Origin of the sequence: Clostridium felsineum DSM 794, assembly GCF_002006355.2 — a bacterium.
Lineage (GTDB): Bacteria > Bacillota > Clostridia > Clostridiales > Clostridiaceae > Clostridium_S > Clostridium_S felsineum.
In genome coordinates, this window is sequence record NZ_CP096981.1 from 152,584 (window position 1) to 170,233 (window position 17,650).

The 17,650-nt window shown below is 30.4% G+C and carries 18 protein-coding genes and 1 pseudogene; 8 read left to right on the forward strand and 11 right to left on the reverse strand.

What is annotated here, in order from left to right; all coding sequences use genetic code 11:
* Nucleotides 1-15 precede the first annotated feature (15 nt).
* Nucleotides 16-516, reverse strand: coding sequence for a GNAT family N-acetyltransferase (locus tag CLFE_RS23265; RefSeq protein ID WP_077893091.1), 501 nt, complete (start codon nucleotides 514-516; stop codon nucleotides 16-18).
* A 17-nt stretch (nucleotides 517-533) separates the two neighbouring features.
* Nucleotides 534-971, reverse strand: coding sequence for a MarR family winged helix-turn-helix transcriptional regulator (locus CLFE_RS23270; protein WP_077893090.1), 438 nt, complete (start codon nucleotides 969-971; stop codon nucleotides 534-536).
* A 210-nt stretch (nucleotides 972-1,181) separates the two neighbouring features.
* Here CLFE_RS23270 and CLFE_RS23275 point away from each other — a divergent pair.
* Both CLFE_RS23275 and CLFE_RS23280 read left to right on the forward strand, forming a co-directional pair.
* Nucleotides 1,182-2,452: pseudogene (locus tag CLFE_RS23275) on the forward strand (acyl-CoA thioesterase/bile acid-CoA:amino acid N-acyltransferase family protein).
* Between the two features lie 92 nt (nucleotides 2,453-2,544).
* Nucleotides 2,545-3,102, forward strand: coding sequence for a MarR family winged helix-turn-helix transcriptional regulator (locus tag CLFE_RS23280; protein WP_077893089.1), 558 nt, complete (start codon nucleotides 2,545-2,547; stop codon nucleotides 3,100-3,102).
* Between the two features lie 20 nt (nucleotides 3,103-3,122).
* Here the strand turns inward: CLFE_RS23280 and CLFE_RS23285 are convergent, their stop codons facing one another.
* The gene (locus tag CLFE_RS23285) at nucleotides 3,123-3,824 is read right to left on the reverse strand and encodes a stage II sporulation protein P (RefSeq protein WP_077893088.1); all 702 of its coding nucleotides are present in this window, start codon (nucleotides 3,822-3,824) and stop codon (nucleotides 3,123-3,125) included.
* A gap of 131 nt (nucleotides 3,825-3,955) precedes the next feature.
* Here CLFE_RS23285 and CLFE_RS24415 point away from each other — a divergent pair, with 131 nt between their 5' ends.
* Both CLFE_RS24415 and CLFE_RS23295 read left to right on the forward strand, forming a co-directional pair.
* Entirely contained in the window at nucleotides 3,956-4,315 is a 360-nt protein-coding gene (locus CLFE_RS24415; protein ID WP_207651372.1) for a cytochrome b5 domain-containing protein, read from the forward strand.
* A 115-nt stretch (nucleotides 4,316-4,430) separates the two neighbouring features.
* Nucleotides 4,431-4,832, forward strand: coding sequence for a ferritin family protein (locus CLFE_RS23295; protein WP_077893087.1), 402 nt, complete (start codon nucleotides 4,431-4,433; stop codon nucleotides 4,830-4,832).
* A gap of 74 nt (nucleotides 4,833-4,906) precedes the next feature.
* Here CLFE_RS23295 and CLFE_RS23300 read toward each other — a convergent pair whose 3' ends face one another.
* From CLFE_RS23300 to CLFE_RS23310, 3 genes are all read right to left on the reverse strand, one after another.
* Nucleotides 4,907-5,215 (reverse strand): YciI family protein, encoded by a 309-nt coding sequence (locus CLFE_RS23300; protein ID WP_077834639.1) that lies wholly within the window; start codon nucleotides 5,213-5,215, stop codon nucleotides 4,907-4,909.
* A gap of 70 nt (nucleotides 5,216-5,285) precedes the next feature.
* Nucleotides 5,286-6,032, reverse strand: coding sequence for an EFR1 family ferrodoxin (locus tag CLFE_RS23305; RefSeq protein WP_077893086.1), 747 nt, complete (start codon nucleotides 6,030-6,032; stop codon nucleotides 5,286-5,288).
* A 104-nt stretch (nucleotides 6,033-6,136) separates the two neighbouring features.
* Nucleotides 6,137-6,805 (reverse strand): hypothetical protein, encoded by a 669-nt coding sequence (locus CLFE_RS23310; protein ID WP_077893085.1) that lies wholly within the window; start codon nucleotides 6,803-6,805, stop codon nucleotides 6,137-6,139.
* 155 nt (nucleotides 6,806-6,960) lie between these two features.
* Between CLFE_RS23310 and CLFE_RS23315 the strand changes: the two genes are divergently transcribed.
* Nucleotides 6,961-7,863, forward strand: coding sequence for a LysR family transcriptional regulator (locus tag CLFE_RS23315; RefSeq protein ID WP_077893084.1), 903 nt, complete (start codon nucleotides 6,961-6,963; stop codon nucleotides 7,861-7,863).
* 97 nt (nucleotides 7,864-7,960) lie between these two features.
* A complete protein-coding gene (locus CLFE_RS23320; RefSeq protein WP_077893083.1) occupies nucleotides 7,961-9,073 on the forward strand; it encodes a 5-methyltetrahydropteroyltriglutamate--homocysteine S-methyltransferase in 1,113 nt (370 codons plus the stop codon).
* Nucleotides 9,074-9,100: 27 nt separating this feature from the next.
* On the opposite strand, the gene CLFE_RS23325 is transcribed toward CLFE_RS23320, so the two are convergent.
* Both CLFE_RS23325 and CLFE_RS23330 read right to left on the reverse strand, forming a co-directional pair.
* The gene (locus CLFE_RS23325) at nucleotides 9,101-11,173 is read right to left on the reverse strand and encodes a M6 family metalloprotease domain-containing protein (protein ID WP_077834634.1); all 2,073 of its coding nucleotides are present in this window, start codon (nucleotides 11,171-11,173) and stop codon (nucleotides 9,101-9,103) included.
* A 421-nt stretch (nucleotides 11,174-11,594) separates the two neighbouring features.
* Nucleotides 11,595-12,851 (reverse strand): glycosyltransferase family 39 protein, encoded by a 1,257-nt coding sequence (locus CLFE_RS23330; protein WP_077893082.1) that lies wholly within the window; start codon nucleotides 12,849-12,851, stop codon nucleotides 11,595-11,597.
* Between the two features lie 285 nt (nucleotides 12,852-13,136).
* Here CLFE_RS23330 and CLFE_RS23335 point away from each other — a divergent pair, with 285 nt between their 5' ends.
* Both CLFE_RS23335 and CLFE_RS23340 read left to right on the forward strand, forming a co-directional pair.
* The gene (locus CLFE_RS23335) at nucleotides 13,137-14,024 is read left to right on the forward strand and encodes a fructose bisphosphate aldolase (RefSeq protein ID WP_077893081.1); all 888 of its coding nucleotides are present in this window, start codon (nucleotides 13,137-13,139) and stop codon (nucleotides 14,022-14,024) included.
* A 116-nt stretch (nucleotides 14,025-14,140) separates the two neighbouring features.
* Complete coding sequence (locus CLFE_RS23340; protein ID WP_077893080.1) at nucleotides 14,141-15,469, forward strand: glycosyl hydrolase family 18 protein; 1,329 nt, start codon at nucleotides 14,141-14,143, stop codon at nucleotides 15,467-15,469.
* Between the two features lie 76 nt (nucleotides 15,470-15,545).
* Here CLFE_RS23340 and CLFE_RS23345 read toward each other — a convergent pair whose 3' ends face one another.
* The 3 genes from CLFE_RS23345 to CLFE_RS23355 form a co-directional block, all read right to left on the reverse strand.
* The gene (locus CLFE_RS23345) at nucleotides 15,546-16,016 is read right to left on the reverse strand and encodes a GNAT family N-acetyltransferase (RefSeq protein WP_077893079.1); all 471 of its coding nucleotides are present in this window, start codon (nucleotides 16,014-16,016) and stop codon (nucleotides 15,546-15,548) included.
* A 93-nt stretch (nucleotides 16,017-16,109) separates the two neighbouring features.
* Entirely contained in the window at nucleotides 16,110-16,610 is a 501-nt protein-coding gene (locus CLFE_RS23350; RefSeq protein ID WP_077893078.1) for an NUDIX hydrolase, read from the reverse strand.
* 331 nt (nucleotides 16,611-16,941) lie between these two features.
* Nucleotides 16,942-17,553 carry an immunity protein Imm33 domain-containing protein gene (locus CLFE_RS23355; RefSeq protein ID WP_077893077.1) on the reverse strand — a complete coding sequence of 204 codons (612 nt, stop codon included), beginning with the start codon at nucleotides 17,551-17,553 and terminating at the stop codon, nucleotides 16,942-16,944.
* Nucleotides 17,554-17,650: the final 97 nt, after the last annotated feature.

Below are 17,650 nucleotides of genomic sequence, written 5' to 3' on the forward strand. Positions count from 1 at the left end.
ATCTTTAAATGATATTTAGTCTATCCCATTAATATCACTTCTGTACTCCATTAAAATTGTATCATGCCATGTACCATTAGGCATTTTTGCAATCTTCTCTCTTATTCCTATGTTCCTAAAACCACAGCGTCTATGAAGTGCTATACTTGAAGTATTTTCTTTTATGATCCCTGATTGTAAAGTCCAAAGTCCATTTTCTTCTGATAATTTTACTAAAGTGTTTAATATATTTTTTCCTACTCCCTTCCCCCTATAAGCTTCTCCTATGTATATGCTAACTTCCGCAACACCTTTGTAAACACATCTGCTAGAAGTAGGACTAAGTGCCGCCCATCCTAATATATTTTCTCCATCACAAGCTACTATTCTACAGTTCTTCATATGTCCCTTGTCCCATTCTTCGAAGTTTGGAAGCTCTGATTGAAAGGTAGCTTTTCCTGTATCAATTCCTTCAGCATATATTTTAGCAACAGCCTCCCAATCTTCAGCTTTCATTTCCCTAATATTATAATCCATTTTAATCACTCCTTCTTTCAACACTTATTTTTATGTAATGCTTCAATAAGTATCTTTAAACTATCTAATATTTGTTCTCTTTTGCTTTCTTCAATAGCTGTAAATATATCTTCATAGTAGTTAGTCATGTTTTTTTCTATGTTTTTAAATAAATCACTACCTTTGTCAGTAAGTCTTATGACTATGTATCGCCTATCCTCAGGATGAGCTTCTCTAATTACCAGTTCTTCTTTGACTAATTTATTTATGGTTCTGCTCATTGTACTCTTATCTAAATTTAAAATCCTAGCAAGTTCATTTAGGGATAGTTCTTCATTTCTGCCAATCTCTACAATAGCATGACATTGTGATATAGTAACCCCTGAGCAGCTTGAATCAGACTTTTCCAAAACACCAAGATCTCTTATTAATATTCTAATTAGTTCCCTCAATTGATTGCTTTTTTCTTTTTTCATAAAATCACCTGTGATTAATTGTATCACAAAACAGTTGTCACTTACAACTATTTTGTGATTCTTCTGTAATTAAACTCTTATAAATAACATGATTTTTAAATTTATTCCATTTTAAAATAAAGACAATATATTGACTAAGTATCAAGGTATTGTTATACTAATATAGTCAATATATTGTCAAAATAAATTATGATTAAGGAGAATAGCCCTATGGAAATAGAAATATCTAATAAAGAAGACCTTATAACTCAAAGAATACAAATTAAAATTTTAAAGCTAAAACCAAATAGTAAATTAAAAATCACTCTTAAAACTGAGCTGCCTTGGTGCTTAGGTGAAGAATATTCCTCTTATGGTGTATTCCTTTCTACTGAAAAAGGAGAAGTTGACTTAGCTTTAGCAAAGCCAATAGATGGCACCTATGAAAATGCTGACAGCATGGGCTTAATTTACTCATTAAGAAAATCTAAAACCCAATGTAAAAACATTGCAGAAAATATATCCATTGAAAAGCCTATGGTTATGAATATGACCTTTGAAGCTTCAGGTGAAAAAGAAACAATCATTTTAAAAAGATTATTTAAAACAGAAGATGTTATTGTAAAAAATATAAATGAAAAAGATTTTGCAGGTAAGCTATTTTTTAAAGGAAAAGCTAAAAAACAGTTTTAATGCTGGGAGGTTCTAGTGGTGATTCAGAAGCTCTATCGCTTTTAGCAGGTCCTCTTGCCTCCTATGGCTTTAATATTCTTGTAGTACCCTATTTTGAAGCAGAAGGACTACCAGATAAATTAGAAAAAGTTCCACTTGAGTATTTTGAAGGAATATTTAAATGGCTTCAAAATAATGAAATCCTAAACTCTAAAGAAATATTTTTACATGGCACCTCAAAAGGTGGAGAATTAGCACTACTTCTTGCTTCAAGATACAAAGAAATTAAAAAAGTTGTTGCAGTAGAGCCTCATGCTTACTGTTTTCAAGCTCTTGATGGGATGATGAACGGAAATAATGTTTCGTCCTGGAGTTATAAAGACCAGTCCATTCCCTATATAGAAGTTGATAATAATATTTTCTTTGAAGAACAAAAGAAAGCTGTAAAAAAAGGTATTTCTTTTGGCTTCGCTAGTACCTATAAAAAAAGTATTGAAAAGGCATTAAACAAGGAAGATGCAAGAATAAAAGTAGAAAACTCTAATGCTGATATACTTATGATTACGGGAAAAGAGGATAATATTTGGAATAGCTATGAAGGCTGCACAGAGATAGTTAAGAATCTAAAAAAGAATAATTATAAACATAAGGTAGAATTGCTTACCTTTGATAAAATGGGTCATCCTATGCCTGTACCATACATTATTCCTATAAGTGAAACTTTATCCATGAACATGATGGGAGGAGTATTCTCTTCAGGTGGAACTATAGAAGGTAATGCTGAAGGCCAATACAAATCCTGGAGACGAACAATTGAATTTCTTAAATAGCATTATTGATATTTCCTAAGTAAAGTTATATAATCTATAGACAATACATTGTCTATAGATTATATTTTAATTTTATTAGGGAGATTTTTAACATGGATTATAATAAAGAACTTTATTTATTACATATTATGCAGCAGGCTTATGCAAGCCTTGTTTCTGTTTCAAACAAACTTCAAATGGTAGGTGATAAATATTTTGAACCTTTGACCTCTAGGCAGTACATCACAATGCTAGCAGTTCTTCATTTGAAAGAAGACGAAACTACACTTATTAATATTTCTAAAAAACTAGGCACCACAAAGCAAAATTTATCTCAAATAATTAAAAGTCTTGAGAAAAAAGCCTTTATAGCTATAGTTCCTAATAAAAAGGATAAAAGAGCTGTAAACGTGGTTGTAACTGATTTAGGCATGGAAGCTATGATTAAATGCGGCTCCAGTGGCAGTGTTAATTTCATGGCAGATATGTTTAAGGATTTTACTAAAGAAGAAATTGAAATTTTGTGGAAACTGCTTATAAAATTATATCGTTTTGACGGAAATGATATGGATGGTTTTGAAGAAGCTGTAGACCTTCCAAATTCAGATGTGAATATTGATGTTGAAGAAGCTTTGGAGCAATTCTCCAAGAGAAGAAACGAGCAAAAATAAAGGGTACACTGATATACCCTTTATTTATAATTTAAATTTTTAAAGGCTGTACTTATTAAATCCACAAGTTTATTTAGTTCACTATCACTAGATTTAATATTACCAACTCCAAGCATCATGCTTTTATCTGATAAATCTTGATTAAATTTTGTTTCATCCAAAACAAAAGGGCATATATTTGTTGGCCTTTTTAATTTATCTAACTGTGTTATTAATGCTTCAGCAAACTTTCTATTTTTTGTATAATTAGGCGTGTTTGTTACCAGCGATATTTCAGTATTGTTTTTGGACACTCCTTTATCACGATATATGTCCAATAAAATACACTTGTTATAATTTTTTATGTTCTGTTTTATCAAATTACGTGTATTTTCATAGGTTTTTGAGTAATCAGAATAGGATAGCATAACTTTTTTTGTGATTATTGGATTGTTTATAAAAGTACTTTTTAACCCCTTTTTCTTAAGTTTAATATTAAGCAGTTTACCTATATCAGTTACTCTTTTACCACTTGGATAATCTTCTCCTGACTCCGAACTGTAAATTACTATATTGGGCAAACTCCTCTTTAAAGCCTTCCTATTTCCGTATATAGACTTACTTACTATAGTACTATTTAAATTAGAATTTATTTTATTAGCCCCTATTCCTAAATACATAATACCTGTAATTAATGCTAGTGTAGTACCTCCAGTAAGTATTCTTTTATAAATTTTTTTCATGTTTTATCCCTTCTTTGCTTTTCATTATTTTCTAATCAATAGTTTTTATATAAAATTTATGCTTATACCTAGAATAAATATGCCTTTATAAGAAACACTAACTTTAAATTTTATAATAAGGGGTGCTTTACATGAAAAAAGCTTTTAAATATATTTGCGTATTTCTAGCATTAATGTGCGTGTTACTATGTGGTTGTTCTTCAAATAGCAGCACTACAAAAAATAATAATACTACCACTAAAAGTACAGCAGAAAATACAACTAAAACCTTCACCGTCGATGAACTTAAAAAATACAATGGAAAAAATGGGAACCCGGCTTATGTTGCTATAGGTGGTATTGTGTATGATGTAACGCATGCAAATAAATGGAATAATGGAGAACACCAGGAGGGAATAACTGCTGGAAAAGATTTAACTAAAGAAATAGAGCGTTCTCCTCACGGAACAGATGTTTTAAAGAATCTCCCTATAGTTGGTAAGTTAAAATAATCTAACCTTATAAAAAATATTATTGCCACTATAATGGTGGTGTATATAAAAAAGCTTAATATTATGATAACCTTAGTTTGTCAATAAATACTATCTTTTTAAATGGAGGTTTTTTATGAGTATTAATGGAGCTACAAAAGGAACTGAGTTTGAAAACGAAATCGAACAAAAAAAGACAGGTGAAGCACAAGGAGCAGTTTTGTATGCCTCCATGTCTTATATAGCAAGAAGTAAAGGTCTTACAGAAGTAGCAGATACCTTAATGGAAATAGCAACAGATGAGCTTAAACATGCTGCAATATATTCAGTATTAAATAATAAGGTTTCCCAAGATATCTTTGAAACTATTATGAAAATACAACCGGTTGAAGTTGCTGCTGAATCAAACCTTAATGAATTTTCAGAGAAACTTCAAGCAATTGGAACTGATGTTTCACAAGTAATTACATCCATTGCAAAAGATGAAGCAAGACATGGTGAGAAATTAAAACATCTGATAGACATATTGAAAAAATAAATTATTTAAAAGTAAAAAATCTATGCTAAAATTAAAAGCATAGTTTTTTTACTTTTTACAGAACTATTCTATCTTTATAAATTATTATCCTTAAACCATTCATCAGCTCCAGGATTAATATAATGCGGTAAAATTTCTATAACATGATATTCTTGTATCCCAGAAGTTTTAAGAGGATCATTAGCTAAATAGGCTTCTATTTTTTGGAGTGATCCCCCTTTCATAATGGATATGCCTCCACTATTATCTCCTTTAACTCCTGAAACCAGAGTTAATCCAATCTCCACTGCATTTTTAGAAGAATATTCTACATGTTTTCTCAGAATATCATCATTCATAGCAGCTTGATTTTTCATTACACCTTCCACAATAAAATATTTCACTTTACTTCCCTCCATTATATAAATACTCTTTATAGTATTTTATATAATAGCCCATAATATACTAAGCTTTCTACATCGGACATTGATAACGAACCTTACCAACACTGCTTTTACCATACTCAATAGCACTTGTAGGACATTTGCAAATACATGCCATACAGTGAGTACACTTATTTCCCCAGACAGGCTTTTTTTCCTTCAGCTGTATATTATTAAGGGGACATTCCTTTACACATACTCCACAACCCACACATTTATTATCTGCTGTAAATTTATGTGCTTTTACAAAAAATGAATAAAATAATGTATTTACAAGAAAACTGTTCAAGCCACCAACAAGGTTACTCTTCACTTTGGGAAATGAATTTCCTTCTTTAATAATACTTGCAGCCTTATTAATTACAGGATTTGCATTTTCAATGATCTGCCTTGCAACAGCTTCCTTGGGTGCATCATACATGGCAATATAATTTTCTGGCATAACAATGCTAGTTAACCCCATATACCTTAATTCTTTTCTTTTACATAGTTGTTTTATATCTTTCTCAGCGTTTCCAATACTTACACCACAATTCATAACAAAATAGGTATTTACGTCACCTTTAAATTTTGTTTTATCAATCCATTCTTCTACTATTCTTGGAATCCTCCATGCGTAAGTTGGCACCACAAAAATCAGCCTATCATCTACATTTATTTCTGATACATCATTTCCTTTAATTTTTTCGTTTATTGAAATAAGCCTATCTCCTATAGACTTTGATATCTGTTTAGCAATATAAGCGCTATTTCCTGTCCCTGTAAAATATAAAATCATTAAAATCTACCTTTCCTATTCCTTCATTATTTCACAAACTGATTACATATAAGTATAAAAAAAATTCATGTTAAAAAACAAATAAATTTTACATAATTTTTTATTTACTGAGAAATACAATTATTTTTAAATAAGCATGCAATTAAAGCTGTTGCAATGGGAAAGCTTATACCAAAAAGCACAAACTCTATAGGCATAGATGAAATTTTTAGTATACCTTGAAAAAATGCTATAATACCTAAAATACCATTGACAATGAAAATCCACTTTATGACTAACTTAGTCTTGCTTCCATTAAATACAGGTGCTAAAAACAAAAGTGCAATATTAAGGAAAGTATAGCCTAAAATTTCAATAGACCAAAATAATGAATCTGGATTCCCAAAGGCAAAAGCTGTAAATCCATTAACGTCACCATTTTCTATAGATAATCGAATAGAACTCATCTGTAAATAACAATTCATTGTGATTTGTCCAACACATATTACTGTAAAAATTAAGGCTAAAAAACATAAAAAATGATTCCTGTTTTTAGTTTTATAATATAGACTAATAACTAAGATAAGAAACGAAAGCGCCAATAATAAGCATGGAACTGTGAATATAAATATTGGTACAGAAGTATAATCTAGTTTGTATTGAGATATACCCTTCCAATCTAGATCTAAAGGAATTAAGGTTGCTACTAAAAACATTAAAGAAAAAATAGTAGCAAAGGTTGAAGACCAAAAACCCAAACGCTGAACTAAATTATTTTTGTTGCTTTTTTCCATAATACTATCTCCTATTTTATTTCTGAAATACACATCCATATTTAATATAATGTATTCCTTGTATAATATTACAACATTAAACTATAAGTTCTTCCAATTTTATATTAGTATAGTATTATTGGTTTAAAGAATTTTTTTATAAAGGTGGCGGAAAAATGACATTACAACAATTAAAATATGCAATTAAAATTTCAAATTGTGGTTCAATTAATATTGCAGCAAATAAACTTTTTATTACTCAACCTAGTCTTTCTAATGCTATTAAAGAACTAGAACGTGAATTAAATATAAGCATTTTTGAGAGAACAAATCGTGGAGTTAGCGTTACAACTGCCGGAGCCGAATTTTTAGGCTATGCTCGGCAAGTAGTAGAACAAGCAGAACTATTAGAAAAAAAATACTTTAATAAAAAACCTTGGCCGCAGCATTTTTCTGTATCCACTCAGCATTATGCTTTTTCTGTAAATGCCTTTGTTGATTTGATAAAAGAATATGGAAATGATGAATATGAATTTAGTTTAAGAGAAACAAAAACTTATGAAATTATTGATGATGTAAAAAATCTTAGAAGTGAAATAGGAATTTTATATTTAAATGAATTTAATTCGAAAATTTTAAACAAACTATTTAAGGAAAGTAATCTGAAATTTACTAAGTTATTTGTGGCAAAACCACATGTTTTTATTAGCAAAAGTAATCCTCTTTCAAAGAAAAGTGAGGTTGCTATTCAGGATTTAGAAGACTATCCTTATCTATGCTTTGAACAAGGAGAATATAATTCCTTCCACTTTTCTGAAGAAATACTAAGCACCCTTTCACATAAAAAAACCATTAGAGTCAGCGATAGAGCTACACTTTTTAACCTCTTAATTGGTCTAAATGGGTATACTATTTCAACAGGAATTTTAAGCTCTGATTTAAATGGAGATGACATTATAGCTGTGCCTTTAGCTGCTGATGAAGCAATAACTGTGGGCTTTATTTCACATAAAAGCATATCCCTTAGTAACCTAGCGAAGATTTATATTGATGCTTTACATAAAGCAATTTTGATATAGTTTTAAGCTATAGCGAGTTATAGTTCTTTAGCTTTAACTATAATGCCGATTTTCTGTTATTATGAATTTAGAATAAAGATGATGGGAGATAGATATTATGAAAGTTAACGCACCTTTTAGGTATGATATTGTAGGAAGTTTTTTAAGACCTAGTGCTTTAAAAAAAGCAAGAAGTGAATATAAAGCTGGAAAAATTACAAAAGAAGAATTGAAAACCGTTGAAGACCTTGCAATTATAACTTTAATTGAGAAACAAAAAAAGGCTGGACTAAAAACTATAACTGATGGTGAATTTAGAAGAAGCTCTTGGCATCTTGATTTTATGTGGGCATTTAATGGTGTAGGTCATTCAAAAACAGAAAAAGGTATACCCTTTAATGGCGAACCTGCACTAATTGACGATACTTTTCTTACTGGTAAGGTGTCTATAGAAAACCATCCATTTGTAGAGCACTTTAAATTTGTAAAACAATTTGAGGATGAAAATACTGTAGCACGTCAGACTATACCTGCACCTGCACAATTCTTATTTCAAATGATTACACCAGATAATATTAAAGGCACAAAGGCTATTTATACTGATGAAGAAGAATTAATTAAGGATATTGCAAAAGCCTATACAAAAGTAATAAAGGATTTATATGACGTAGGCTGCAGAAACATTCAATTTGATGATTGTACCTTTGGAGTGTGTGTTGATCCTAATGCTTGTTTTATTTTGGGAACAGATGAAAAAGGCCTTCAAGAAAACATTGAAAAATTAATTAGAATCAACAATCTTGTAATTGAAGAAAAGCCAGAGGATTTAGTAATTAACACTCACATTTGTCGTGGAAATTTTCATTCTACTTGGGCTTGCACTGGAGGTTACAACAGAGTAGCAAAGGATTTATTCGCAAAAGAAAATGTAAATGCCTTTTATTTAGAATTTGACGATGAACGTTCAGGCGGTTTTGAACCTTTAAAATATGTAAGTTCTGATAAAAAGGTTGTTTTGGGTCTTATAACCACAAAAGCAAAAGAGCTTGAAAATAAAGAAGCTCTTATAAAAAGAATTAATGAAGCTGCAAAATACATTCCTTTAGAGCGCTTATGTCTTAGTCCTCAATGTGGTTTTGCATCTACAGAAGAAGGAAATAAACTTACAGAAGAAGATCAGTGGGCTAAAATTAAATTAGTTATAGAAATAGCAAAAGAAGTGTGGAAATAGGAAAATCCCTATTTTCACACTCCTTAATTATTTACCGAATACCTTCCACTCAAGTATTCCTGTAGAAGAACTGCCCTTTGATGTCATTTGTATTGCAATAGCATTTGTTGTTACTGGTGTAAATGTAGTAGTGTTATATTTATTAATTTCTGTGCCTAAACCTTTTGCATTTTGTACATACTGCCATGCACTACCATCCCAATATAATACTTGATATGAAGCTGGTACATCTATACCTTGTCCATCCTTAAACCAATAAACATCAGTGCTTGATATGGTAAATTGCTTATTAAATTGATATTGTACCCACTGCGTACCTGTTTTTGGCCAATTTCCATAAACAGCAGCACTTCTATCATTTGAGCTTGTTGGCTCTTTTCCATCATTTAAAGCACTTATGCTTTCCCAATCAGATACGTAAGAGCTTGAAGCTGTAGCTTGTGGTGCTATATTTTTATATGGATTATCTATAACTGTACCACCTTGTACAAAAGTCATATCATTTCCTAAACTGCTAATTCCTGAAATATTTAAACCTGAAGCTGATCCATTCCACCATTTAGAGTTTGGAAGAGTTGTATCCCCAAAGGAATCTCTATAACCTGCTCTGAATAAATCTTCACTGTCTCCACCATTTACATTTTTCTCTAAATCAAATCTTCCATCAGCTTGTTCAAGTGATACTAAATAGTGATTAGCTGCTGTCATAGCATTTTTAGAATTATCTCCATTTTCATCTACATGCCAAACAGCTAAGCCTGCATCTGGAGCACTAGCGTATCTACCTGTTTTTTGAATATTTTCTATCAAGTAATATTCTTTAGGATTACTTCCTGACCATTTATAACAGTATTGATTTCCAGTTCCATTTGTTTGTGCATCAAATTTAGTTCCGCTTGGATAAGTATTCATGCTTATTGGAGTATTCCAACCAGACATAACATTTCTGCAATATGGATCTGGTGGAATAGGATTTTTTTCGTCATCAGCTCCGCTCATTAGGCTGTAGCCTCCAGTACCCTCAGAATCTCCATCATAATCGTAAAGGTCTGGATACCCATAAATCATATGTCCACTTTCATGACAAATTGTATAAATAGATAAGTCATTTCCTATGTCCGACATTTCATATTTTTGTATTTTAACACCGTTTATACTGTCTTGACCCTCGTACCAAGATTGATGTGGCCATAAACCCTTTGCCCAACCTGCATCAGCTGTACCTGCATAAAGAATGTTAACAGCTTTGGCATAACCATTTGAATCTGTAGTTATCTTAGACATATCAATACCTGAAGCTTTAAGCCAATCAAAAACCTCATTTGCTAGCTCATCTGACTTAGCATAGCTTCCTGTAGCTTCATTGATATCATCATAATAAGATTTAGGATGCTTTGCTCTATAAAAACCAATTACATTATTTGTATAAGTAAGCTTTCCTCCAGATACATCATAATAGAAATCTCTTATAGAACCATTATTACCATAGCCTGTATAATTTACTCCATTAAAGAAATTATTTATATCTGCTTTCGATATAGCACTTTGCTGATCTGAAAAATCAACTAATACAGCTAGTCCATTTACATTGGTTAAATTAGATGCCTTTATTTTAGACTCCAATAATGCATTGATACTAGACTTATTTTCCGTTGCTGCTTTAGGGCTATATTCCATTCCATGAAGTTTTTCTCTTACCTTATTAGCCTTGCTTTCCATTGCAGCCTTTGTTATTTTTAAATGCTTTTGAAGCTTACCCTTAATTCCTGAATTATCAGGTTTAACTGCAATTTTCATATCACCTAGTGTATTATTATTTTTATACACTGCTCCAGTTGAAACATAATCAGTTTTGTCTGCATTTAATTTTGCATAGCAAATCCAACCATTTTTGTCACGGCAAAGAGTATATCCGTCTAAGCTTTCTATCTGTTCATAATATTCGTCACCTGTAACCAAAACTTGTACCTTGTTTCCATCTGGTTGTCTTAATTCATGTTTTTGGTTGTGAACTGGAGCTGCTAGAACTCCTGTACTAAGAACACTATAAGTTACTGCTATCACCACTGCGGATGTTAGATATTTAATTATTTTCGACATTTAAAATCCCCCTTATAAGACAAAAAAGAATTACAAACGCAATATGTCAATGGCTAGCTTAACATATTGTAACTTGTAAGTACTTACACATCAGAAATAAGTGTAAAAACAGTATACCATGTAAGTTTTAAAAATTACAATTTTCGATAAAGCTGTATACTTATAATATCTCTTCATAATTACAAATTTCTATTAAATATGTCATATTACTCAATAAATTGGAATTCTGCGTAATATTATAAAATACATAAATGTAAAAACTTTACTTAAATATAGTATTTTCAAGGGATCTCACTAATAAATATTTCTACTTTTTAAAATACGTCCTAATTTTTTACATACATTTAATGAGGGGTATAGCTAATAAATATTAACTATACCCCTCATACTAATTTGTATAATCTATTTCATAATGAATTATCTAAAAGCTTTTTTTATCAGCTAGCTTTCTTCCCCTATTGCTTTTTATAAATAAAATAGCGCTTTCTAAAGCATTACAGAAAAAATAAATTGCTATAAATATTAGGGGAAAAGAATAACGCGGCTGACCCTCTGTTACAAAATATACACTGGTAAACATATAGAATAAAATCAAACCATAAATATCATATGCTTTTAGACTGTTTTTAGCAATTAAATTATATATTGTTTTTATGCTGCAAATAATTATTGAAATAACCGCCAAAGCAAACACTATAATTTTAATATCATTTGCCAAAATCCCTAAGATTAATTGAATATTAGTACTTAAACCAGCACCATACAAACTATAACTTATGTCACTACAACTAAAATAGGTATTGAGTATTCTTTTAAAACCTAACACTATAAACTGTTTAGGATGCGATATTATCCATTTTTTCGCAGCAGTACTTAACATTTTATTTTTTTGTGTTTCATTTGCTTTTATATAGCTTTTCTTTTTTACAATTGAATTTTCAACATTATTAGCATCCATCCATAATCCATAATGATTTTGTGAATTATTATTTATATAAAGCACAATACCACTATTGTTAGAGATAAATGTAAGCTGACCCATAAGCTTCGTATTTCTATAAATCCACGGTGCAAGACATATCATGCTTATAACTAATATTAAAATACCATGCTTTAATGCATTTAAAAGTCTCTTCTTCATTACTAATTCTAATATAAATACTGCAAAGAAAAATAAAATAAAAAATGGCTTTATCATCGCACTTGCTGCTGTAAGAATACCAAGCATAATATACTTATATTTAATATCACTAAAGTATATTAGAGTTATTAAAAGAAGTACTGTAGTAAATATAATTTCTGTTCCAGTAATACTGTTGTAAAAAATATTGTTAGGGAAAACAACAAATATTGTATAAATTATTTTCCTCTTTTTTTCATTTATATTGACCTTATTTAGCACCTTATATAATATAAAGTAATTCAAGACTGTTAGAACTATATTAAAAAGCTTGGCTACAATTAAGTTACCTCCAAAAATTTTATACACAAATCCTAATAATATAGAATATCCTACTGACGTGTATGTATTTCCCCATACACCACCATTTGCTATTTGTTTTGCAAGTTCATTATAATACTGAAAATCAGAATAAGGCTGAGTTTTCACTAATATAACCCATATTAAACTTAATAATATTCCTAGCATCCCTACATACATATAATACTTTTTCTTCATAATATTCTCTTCTCCTGACTGTAAGTTTCATGTATTCTAAAACCAATTATTTCATAAATGGTAAATTATATCAAATTACTTTTTCGCTAAAATTCTCAAATTACCAAAGATATTATTTAATACTGCCTTTTATATTAATAATAAAGTTTTATTATTAGTTCTAAGTCCAATTATCTACCCTACATCAATCATTACAAAAATGTACTCTACTATAATTCCTTTAATAAATATTTAAGCATTGTTTATACTATTAATTAAAGTGCAATAAAAAGGAGATAAAAATTAATGAATAAAATTCAATTGACTCGCATGAATAAAGGTGATGGCTTTATTGCCGCACTAGACCAAAGCGGCGGCAGTACTCCAAAAGCATTACTTCAGTATGGAATTAAAGAAAATAGCTACTCTAACGAGGAGGAAATGTTCAATTTAGTTCATGAAATGAGAACACGTATTATAAAAAGTCCGCCCTTCAATTCAGATTATATTTTAGGTGCTATTTTATTTGAAAACACAATGCAGCGTACTATTGATGGAAAATATACAGCTGATTATCTCTGGGAAGAGAAAAACATAGTACCTTTTCTAAAAATCGATAAAGGCTTAGCTGCGACTCAAAATGGTGTGCAGCTTATGAAGCCTATAGACAATTTAGATAATATTTTAGATGCTGCCCTAGAAAAAAATATATTTGGAACAAAAATGCGTTCATTTATTAAAGAGCCAAATCTTGAAGGAATAAAAACGATTGTAGACCAGCAATTTGAAATTGGCATAAAAATCGCATCAAAGGGCTTAGTTCCAATCCTTGAGCCAGAGATTGATATTAATAGTGGTTATAAAGAAAGAGCAGAAAATATTTTAAAGGATGAAATACTAAAGCACTTAAACACGCTTGATGATGAAACAAAAATAATGCTTAAAATCTCAATACCAACTGAAGATAATTTTTATAGTGATTTAATGAAAGATCCTCATATTGTAAGGGTAGTAGCTTTATCTGGAGGTTATAGTAGAGAACAGGCAAATGCTAAATTATCTCGTAACTCTGGTTTAATTGCTAGCTTTTCTCGTGCCTTATCCGAAGACTTAAGTATGAATCAAAGTGAAGAAGAATTTAATAAAACCTTAGGTGACTCAATTAAGGAAATTTATAAAGCATCAATAAAATAAATAAAAAATGCGTATCACACCTTGATGCGTATTTTTTATTACTATATATTACTTGTAAATTTAGCACTTATTTTGTCGATAATCTTATATAAACTAAATCAAGGAGGATAGAATTTATGAGACAATATCAAAAAATAAGTGCAGTTTTAGTATTAATACTTACTTTGATTCTTAGTAACACTATGGTATTGGCTAAACCAAGGGTATCTGGTACTGCTCCTATAGCCCCAACTAATTTAACAGCTTCTAACATAACAACTAGCTCTGCTGCTTTAAGTTGGTCTGCAGTTTCAAATGCGACAGGCTACAAGCTTTATAGGGCTACCCCAAATGATTCAAATTATGCATTAATAGCAACACTATCAAGTACAAGCTACAACAATACAGGACTGACTGCTGGTACTAAATATTGGTATTATGTTACAGCCTATAATTCCTATGGTACCTCCGCAGCATCAACACATATAAACCTAACAACTGCTCAAGCACCTGTAACAACTTCTAAGAAGCTTATACTTGGATTTACTACTTATTATTATTCAGGAGATACTTCTTCGTATAACTCAATGGCAACTAATACATCTACCATTGATGAAATAGCTACTCAATCTTACCAGACAGATGCAGCAGGAAATGTTACAGGACTTGTTCCTACAAATCAATTAACCTATGCTAATAACAATGGAATTAACTCCTTAGCAATGATTCAAAATAACTTCGATAAAAATATATCCAAAGCTGTTTTAGAAAGTGCTACAAATAGACAAGCTCTTATAAATAACATGTTAAATATTATAAAAACAAACGGTTACAAGGGAATAAATGTTGATATTGAAGGCGTTTATTACTACGATAGAAGCTATTTAACAACATTTATGAGTGAATTATACAATACTCTTAAACCTCTAGGTTATACAGTAACTATGTCTGTTCCAGCAAAAACCTATGATAACCAAACAGATGGATGGAGTGGTGCTTTTGACTATGCAAGTCTTTCTAAATATGCTGATCAAATAGTTTTAATGACTTATGACGAGCACTATCCAGGTGGAACTCCTGGTCCAGTAGCTTCAATTGGCTGGGTAGAGAATGTAGTTAAATATGCTGTTACTGTAATCCCAAGTTCAAAGCTTCTTCTTGGAACTGCGGCTTATGGATATGATTGGTATTCAACTAGTACAAAAGCTTATGGCATAAATGGTATGTATAATCTAGCTTCAACAAATGGAGCTGCTGTACTATGGGATGCAACAAGTAAGACACCTTACTTTAATTATACAGATTCAACTGGAATTGCACACTCAGCTTGGTTTGAAAATGGTACAAGCGTTGGCTACAAGTTAGATTTGGTAAATAACTATAATTTATCAGGTATTGCAATTTGGAGACTTGGTCTTGAAAATACAGATTACTGGTCAACTATAAAAACTAAGTTTAATAGATAGTTTTAAATACAGCCATCCCAAAAATTTATTTAAATTTTGGGGATGGTTTTTAGGTCAATAGTTCATTATGGTGTTTTTATTGCAATAGGTATTCCATATTTATTGATTTCTCCACAAAACCATACTTTTCATACATTTTCCTTGCATCTGTATTTTTCGCATTTACCTGAAGCTCAAGTCCATCAAAAGATTTTTCCTTAACAATATTTTTGACAAATTCAATTAACTTATGTCCAATACCGTTCCCTCTGTTTTCTTTATCTACTGCCATACAATCAATAAATATAATATCTCTGGTAACCTGTTTATCACTTTCAACATGTCTGCAAATATATGAAAGCATTCCAACTACTTTTTCATTACTCTCTGCTACAATAATAGTATTTTGATCAACAGCTCTTTTATATTCTTCATGAGGCAAAACTGTAAAAGTTTGTTTGTATATATCAGGTCTCCACTTCACATGCAAAGCTTGAACTTGTTGCATGATCTCCTGGGCATTTTCATAATCTTCTACTACAGCATAACGAATCAATACGTCTTTCATAATCACAATCCTCCTAAGTACTGATAATTTTATAATTTTAGCTATATTTAAGAACAGTTTTGATAATAAACAATTATTAAAGAAAGGTAATTCTTATCTGGTATATAATGCAATTTTATCATGATACATTTTGTAACGTTCCTTTATAATTATCTTATTGTTTAAACATAATTCATCTAATTCATTTAGAGTAACAAATCTTGCTTCAGTTACTTCTTCCTCTTGTAATACTAAACTATCTATATCCACATCCTTGTTAACAATATATGTATCCACAAACCTGTCCGCTAAACGAATACTATGTATTAAAATAAGTTCCTTGGGAGTTACCTTAATACCAACTTCTTCTTCTAATTCTCTTAACGCACCGGTTATACTATCTTCACCTATAGTAACCGAACCGCCTGTACACTCCCAAAGACCTCCAAATTTTTTATCAGGATGTCTTTTATCTATAAGTATTTTACCATCTCTGTTTATAGTCCAAATATTAACGACTACATGATACTCACCTTTTAAAAGAGGTACACCCCTTATATGTGTTTTATTTAGCGGTTTTCTACATTCATCATACAAATCCCATAATTCACTCATTTTTACCCCCAAAGTAATATAATTTGCATTCACTTATTTTTAATTGCTATTGATATTTTTGTACAAAAAACTTTTAAATCACTAATTTTAAAAGTAAACATTTCTTATTTTGAAATGTTAACTCTATTGGATAATAATCTTTATTTATTGTTTTCCATTTTAATGCTCTCAAACCATTCTACAGCTATATCATCTGCCGTTTTAATTGAATCAGTAGAATATATTAAATCGTATTTATATTCTGATTTTAGGCTATTCTTGTTAAGATCATATATTAATTTTATTTGCGTTGGAATCTCTCTTTTATATTCCTTACAAAAGATACATTCTATTACTCATTATACTTTTTTAATAAATCAATATCCTTCTCATTAAGTACTGCTTTTAATTCATCTTTCTCAAATACAGCCATATAACCGCTTGGTAATGCTAGTGTTTTTATTATTGCTGGTCTAATCTTTAATAATTGATATGCATAGTATGCTTCTAATTTATCATTAGTAATTGATTCATCAACAGGTCCTATATACCATCCTGAATCTCCCTTCTCGCGCTCACTAGCTCTTTCCATATAAATACTATCCATTGATAGTACTTCCTTAGTACACACTACCTTGTCTTGAAATGAAATCTGTTCTCCATCTAACCTCAATTTATTTAACAAAATTCCCTGCTCTAGCTGTATCCATAAAGGTATAGTTAGATCATTCGTACTTTCATGAAATAGATTTTTGCTATAATCAGGCGAAACTATATTAAATCCATCACTATCCTCCACAATTGTAAATATACTCCATCCTATTTGAATTTTAAATTTATCTTTTATTTTGCTAGATTCAATATTAGCAATTACATCAAGAAACGCTTGTGCCTGCTCTTTTAAGTATTCTTCTACAGTTACCTTAAATAGTTTTCCATTAATATTTCTTTTTATAGTTATCATTTCCTTAACCTCTCTTCAATCGCTTTTTGCAATGCAATTCTAGCCAAACCTTCCAACTTTAACATATTACTTCTTACATCACTTGGAACTTCACCTA